Annotated in this window: 6 protein-coding genes and 1 pseudogene; 3 read left to right on the top strand and 4 right to left on the bottom strand. The window is 68.4% G+C overall.

Features of this window, described 5'->3' with window-relative positions:
• Nucleotides 1-208: pseudogene (locus ACOJSF_RS03955) on the bottom strand (hypothetical protein); the annotation flags it as partial.
• Between the two features lie 150 nt (nt 209-358).
• Here ACOJSF_RS03955 and ACOJSF_RS03950 point away from each other — a divergent pair.
• The gene (locus ACOJSF_RS03950; RefSeq protein ID WP_420140926.1) at nt 359-1,060 is read left to right on the top strand and encodes an O-methyltransferase; all 702 of its coding nucleotides are present in this window, start codon (nt 359-361) and stop codon (nt 1,058-1,060) included.
• Here the strand turns inward: ACOJSF_RS03950 and ACOJSF_RS03945 are convergent.
• Genes ACOJSF_RS03945 through ACOJSF_RS03935 form a run of 3 tightly spaced genes read right to left on the bottom strand, consistent with a single transcriptional unit; the run spans nt 1,057 to nt 3,461 of the window.
• Nucleotides 1,057-1,947, bottom strand: coding sequence for a hypothetical protein (locus ACOJSF_RS03945; RefSeq protein WP_420140925.1), 891 nt, complete (start codon nt 1,945-1,947; stop codon nt 1,057-1,059). The genes ACOJSF_RS03950 and ACOJSF_RS03945 overlap by 4 nt on opposite strands.
• A 1-nt stretch (nt 1,948) precedes the next feature.
• A complete protein-coding gene (locus ACOJSF_RS03940) occupies nt 1,949-2,938 on the bottom strand; it encodes a diacylglycerol/lipid kinase family protein (RefSeq protein WP_420140924.1) in 990 nt (329 codons plus the stop codon).
• A 13-nt stretch (nt 2,939-2,951) separates the two neighbouring features.
• The gene (locus ACOJSF_RS03935; RefSeq protein ID WP_420140923.1) at nt 2,952-3,461 is read right to left on the bottom strand and encodes a DUF2141 domain-containing protein; all 510 of its coding nucleotides are present in this window, start codon (nt 3,459-3,461) and stop codon (nt 2,952-2,954) included.
• A gap of 121 nt (nt 3,462-3,582) precedes the next feature.
• Here ACOJSF_RS03935 and lptF point away from each other — a divergent pair, with 121 nt between their 5' ends.
• Together lptF and ACOJSF_RS03925 are read left to right on the top strand one after the other, a co-directional pair.
• A complete protein-coding gene (gene lptF, locus ACOJSF_RS03930) occupies nt 3,583-4,797 on the top strand; it encodes an LPS export ABC transporter permease LptF (protein ID WP_420140922.1) in 1,215 nt (404 codons plus the stop codon).
• Nucleotides 4,794-5,598, top strand: an 805-nt coding sequence (locus ACOJSF_RS03925) for an LptF/LptG family permease (protein ID WP_420140921.1), incomplete at its 3' end; no start/stop codon positions are given. The genes lptF and ACOJSF_RS03925, both read left to right, overlap by 4 nt.

Genomic DNA, 5,598 nt, shown 5'->3' with positions numbered 1-5,598 from the left:
GCGGCGGCACCGGCCAGAACCCGCTTTCGACCTCGCACGTCATCATGCCGCGCCGGATGAACAGCAGTTGCGCCTTCCGATGGCGATGATGGTCCTGCTCGAACACTGCCCCGTGATCGGTCAGGCCGTAGGTGACGACCGGCCGGGGATTGTCGTCCGGATTGTCGATCTCGTCCTTCGCGGTGGGGAACGCTTGCAGGATCGGCATAGACCGTTGCCCTTGGAAGTGGAATGCGATGTTTGGCTGATTTGCCGAATAACTTGTCATGTTTGCGCGATGCAGCCAACCCCCGCGCGATATATGACGGTGTCCTCTCGTGCTTCGGCACGCCATGAAGCGGGAACGGACATGTCAGGCATGGAGCGGGCCAGACCGGTGATCGATCGGCTGTTCGTCGAGGCCGAGGAAGCGGACCGATATTTCGTCAAGGAGGTGGCGGAGGGCCGCCGATCGATGGCCGAAGTCCTCGCGGATACGGTTGCGGGCGAGAAGACCGACCTGGGCTTCATCTGCAGCGCGCAGTCGGACATCTTCCTCAGCGTGTCGCCGAGCTACGGCCGCTTTCTCTACATGTGCGCCCGCACGCGAAGGGCGGAGACGATCGTCGAGTTCGGCACGTCGATGGGCCTGTCGACGCTGCACCTCGCCGCCGCGCTGCGCGACAATGGCGGCGGGCGGTTGATCACCACCGAGCTGGAGCCGCGCAAGGTGGCACGCGCGCGCCGCCATCTGGAGGAGGCCGGGCTGCACACGCTGGTCGACATCCGGCAGGGCGACGCGCGCGACACACTGCGCGAGGATGTCGAGGCGGTCGATCTGGTCCTGCTCGACGGGGCACTGACACTGTATCTGGATATTCTGAAGCTGTTGGAGCCGAAGCTGCGGCCCGGCGCGATCATCCTTGGCGAAAATGCGTTCGAGGAGGCGAGCGGCTATCTCGCTTATGTGCGCGATCCGGCCAACGGCTACATGTCGTGCCGGCTGCCGATCGACCCGGAGCGCGGTAACGAGTTCACCGTCTTCCTGGGCGCCGGCCAGAGCCGTAACCCGGTGCGCTAGCGGATCGCGCCTTTGGCGAGCAGGCGGGGCAGCAGCGCGACGGCGCCGAGGATGGGCCAGCGGCGCTGCCACGGGCGGATGACGACGGGGTGGCCCGAATGGCGGGCGATCTTCCACGCGAGATAGTCGATGCCGTCGGCGTAGGTCGCGCTGGCCTTGGCGAGACGCAGCAGGGTGAGCGCCTTTCCCCGGCGGGAGAGCCCGCGCCACCGCCGGGCCGCGTCCGCTGCACGCGGCCGTTCGGCGTCGGCGAGCGTCGCAAGCGCGGCGTCCCCGAAGCGGCGGTAGCGATCCGGATCTGCATCGACGATCGACCCCGATCGGTTCGTCCGCTCAGCGCGCAATTCGGCATTGTAGGTCAGCCCGAATCCCCGCCGCCAGATGGCGAGCACGTCGCGATCCGCATCCGCCATCATCGGTAGCGTGAGCGTGAAGAGGGTCGGCGCGGCTCGCGCCACCGTCGCGACGACGTTTGCGCTCGCCGCCGCGTCGGCGACCCAGGCGAGGCGCGATGGCTGCGCGAACCGCGCCCAGACCGAGACGCTGGTCGCATCCGGCCCGGTCAGGCGCGCGAAATCACCCTCGGACAGGACCGCATATTTCGCGACCAACCCCTTATGTTCAAACGGAAAGACATTGGGCGGCAGCAGCCGGTTGGCGAGCGCCAGCCACGCCTTGCCGAACGCCGCGCGATAGTCGCCGACGATCAGGTAGAAATCGAGCATCAGCCCGTCGAGCCGCGCCTCGCGCAGCGTCGATCCGTAATAGAGTACCGTACGGGCCGTGGGGTGGCGCGCGGCGATCGCGGCCGCCATCTCCGCCACGCGCGGATCGACCGGACGGCCGAGTTCCTCGGCGACGAGCGCGTCGAGCGCGGGCGGGCTCACCTCATGCCGCCAGGCGGAGGAAGGGCAGCGGATCGGTCTGGCGCAGGACGATCGCCCCGCCGCGCCCGGGCGAGAAGATCTCGCCGTCGAGGATCACGCTCGACCGGTCGCCCGCAATGTGGATCTCGTCGCCCCTGCCCAGATGGACCCCGGCGAGGATGGAACCGCCGAGCTTGCCGAACAGGCCGGCGACGATCGCGCGGAGCAACGCCATCGGGTTTTGTTCGACCGCCATGAGTTGGAGCGCGCCGCTGTGCGGCTGTCCCGCCGCGAGGCGCGAGCCGATCAGCAGCTTGCGCAGCGTCGTGACGATCAGCACCGCGAACCGTCCCTGGATCTCGCCCTGGCGAATCAAAGAGACGTTCACGGGTGCGGGCCGCTGCGGCAGGAAGGCCGCGCGGATGCCCAGCACCATCGTCGCCAGCAGGGCGAGCAGGGTGAGGAAGTGGCTGAGCCAGTTGGGTAGGCCGAGCGGATAGATTTTGTGCCGGCAGTAAAGCAACACGTCGGTCAGCCCCGCGCCGCCCAGGAACATGCCGAGCACCGGCTTCAGCCCGTCGGCGACGCCGTCCTTCTCCTGCGTCAGCGCGATCAGCTCGCGCGTGACGATATGGTCGTCGAGCGGCCCGCTCTTGGCCAGTTCCAGCACGCGTTCGAGCGCGTCGATCGGATCGCCCGTGGCGCCGAGATCGAGCGCGATCAGGTTGGTCTTGCCGTTGGGCAGCACCGCCACCGGCGGCGGCGCGCCGTCGAACTGGTCGCCATGATAGAGCGCGGTCAGCGTCGACTGGACCGTCCCGTCACCGCCGTTGATGACCAGCACGCGCGGCCGCACGCGGGCGATGGTGCGGAGCGCGGCGTCGATCTGCTCGATCGACTCCACCTCGTAATGGAAGATCTCCGGGTGGCCCGCGCAGAAGCTGCGCACGCGCGGCAGCAGCGACCGGTTGCCGGTCGAACGGGGATTGGAGAGAAGGGCGACCCGAACCATTGATGTCCTTGTTTCAGCTTTCGACCGGCCCGACCGACGTGCCCTGCAGGTAGTTGAGACGGACCGGCACCGGCGTCACGCCCGAGACGCGGACCTGCACCTGCGCGGGCGACGGCTTGCGTTTGAAAACCACGTCCAGCAGCGACACATTCGGATTACCCGAAAAGCCGCCGCCGTCATTGCTGCGGTCGGTCTTGTGATTGCCGGCGGCATCATGCCGGACCGATACGGCATAGGCCCCGGCGCGCGGCACGGGCATGCATACCTCGACCGCGCCGGAACGCGGCACCGCGACCTCGACCCGTTCGAGATAGGCGCCCTTTTCGAAATAGGTCCTGGGGTCGCCGCCATAGGATTGCACGCGGACCAGCCCGGTGCGCGACTTCAGCCCTTCGACGCGCACCAGCATCGCATCGCGCGCGGCGCCGCGCCGGCAATCGGCGGCGTGCGGCCCCAGCACCTCCGCGCCGGCCGGAACCGTCGACATCAGCAGCGCGATCGCCGGGCGGAATAATTTCGGCATGACCTCCAAACTCCCGGAAGCTATAGGCCCGGCAACGGGGCGCCGGGCGTTCATCGCCCCCATGCCCTTCGGCAGATGGTCCGCGAATGCGGCCAGAACATGGTGACGGAGCGACAGTAATTTGAAATCCGGCCTGCGTCTGACCCTGCTGGACCGCTACATCGCCCGCCTCATCGCCGTGCCGCTGATCGCCACGCTGGTGATCGCGGCGATGCTGCTGCTGCTCGACAAGATGCTGCGCCTGTTCGAGTTCGTGGCCGAGGAGGGCGGCCCCGTCACCGTCGTGTGGCGGATGCTGGGCAACCTCATCCCCGAATATCTGTCGCTGGGCATCCCGATCGGGCTGATGCTGGGCATCCTGCTCGCCTTCCGCCGGCTGGCGACCTCGTCCGAGCTCGACGTGCTGCTCGCGTGCGGGATCGGTTACTGGCGGCTGCTGCGCGTGCCATTCCTGTTCGCGATCGCGCTGGCGCTGGTGAACCTCGCCATCGTCGGCTTCCTCCAGCCTTATTCGCGCTACGCCTATGAAGGGCTGCGGTTCGAGCTGCGCTCGGGCGCGCTGGGCGCGTCGATCAAGGTGGGCGAGTTCACCCGGCTGGGCAAGCAGATGACGCTGCGGGTCGAGCGGAGCAAGGATGGCGGGCGCGAGCTGACCGGCATCTTCGTCATGGCCGAATCGGGCGAGGGCAAGAAGCTGGCGGTCACGGCCGAACGTGGCCGGTTCCTGGCGACCGACGATCCCAACACGATCATCTTCCGCCTGTCGCGGGGTACGCTGGTCCATGACGCGCCCGAGTTTCCGGTGCCGCGCGTCCTGACCTTCGAGAGCCACGATCTGCCGATCGACCTGCCCAAGGAGGGCGCCTTCCGCCAGCGCGGCGGGCGCGACGGCGAGCGCACCATCCCCGAGCTCGTCCGCTTCGGGCACAGCGACGGCAATGATCGCGCCGCGCGCCTGAAAAGCCGCGCCGAATATCATTTCCGGATGGTCGAGGTGGCGCCGATGCTGCTGCTGCCGATGCTGGCGGTGGCGCTGGCGGTGCCGCCCAAGCGCGCCTCGTCCGCGCTGGGCGTGTTCCTGTCGATCGTGATGATCGTGACCTACCACAAGGTGAACGAATATGCCGCCGCGCTGGGCGGGCGGGGACAGATCGACCCGATCATCGCCCTGTGGGTGCCGTTCCTGCTGTTCGCCGCGCTGATCTGGTGGATGTACCGGACGCTGGCCTACGTGCCCGGGGGGCAGCCGATCGGCGCGCTGGAACGCCAGGCGGCGAAGGCCGGCGCGCTCGTGCGCCGCTGGATGGGCGTTCGCGGCAAGAGGGCGGCAGCGTGAAGGTCAACACCGCATTCTTCGCCTCGCGCACGATCAGCTGGTACATGGCGCGGCTGTTCGTGGTCCGCTCGGCCGGCGTGCTCGCGGCGCTGATCGTGGTGCTGATGGCGCTCGACCTGCTGGGCGAATCGGGCGACATCCTGGCCCATCCCGGCAATGGCGACGCGCAATTGTGGCATTACGTGTCGCTGCGCGTGCCGCAGCTGATCCAGCAATTCCTGCCCTTCTCGGTCCTGCTCGGCGCGCTCATCACGCTCGTCACGCTCAACCAGAATAGCGAGATCATCTCGATGAAGGCGGCGGGCATCTCCGCGCACCAGATCCTGGCGCCGCTGGTGCTGGCGAGCCTGGCGGTGGCGGGGCTGTCCTTCTGGTTCAACGACCATGTCGTGGCGCGGGCGACGGCGGCTCTGTCCGCGTGGCAGGCGGTCGAATATGGCCCGATCCCGATCAACCGCAACGGCATCCCCAATGTCTGGGTACGCTCGGGCGAGGACCTGATCCACGCGGCCAGCGTGACGGGGCGGGGGGCGACGACCGTGCTCCACACCGTATCGGTGTTCGACCGCGCCGACGGCAAGCTGGTGGCGATCACCACCGCCCCGCGCGCCGTGCAGGGCGAGGGCGGCTGGGTGATCGCGAACGCCCGCCGCTTCGAAGTGGCGCGCGGCGTCGCGACCACGCAGCCCCGGATGGTGTTCGCCAAGGGGGTCGCGGCGGACCGCTTCACGCTCGCGGCGGTCAATGCGGAGGGCCTGTCCTTCCGCGGCCTCTATGAGGCGATCGGCGATCTGCGCGCGG

Origin of the sequence: Sphingomonas sp., from assembly GCF_048594985.1 — a bacterium.
In the GTDB taxonomy this organism is placed as follows: domain Bacteria; phylum Pseudomonadota; class Alphaproteobacteria; order Sphingomonadales; family Sphingomonadaceae; genus Sphingomonas_I.
Note: the sequence above shows the minus strand (reverse complement) of the source record. Positions and strands in the feature narration are given on the sequence as shown.

Excerpts from the sequence above, each read along its gene's own strand:
- ACOJSF_RS03950 (WP_420140926.1), top strand. The coding sequence starts at position 359 with ATGGAGCGGGCCAGACCGGTGATCGATCGGCTGTTCGTCGAGGCCGAG.
- ACOJSF_RS03940 (WP_420140924.1), bottom strand. The coding sequence starts at position 2,938 with ATGGTTCGGGTCGCCCTTCTCTCCAATCCCCGTTCGACCGGCAACCGG.
- ACOJSF_RS03935 (WP_420140923.1), bottom strand. The coding sequence starts at position 3,461 with ATGCCGAAATTATTCCGCCCGGCGATCGCGCTGCTGATGTCGACGGTT.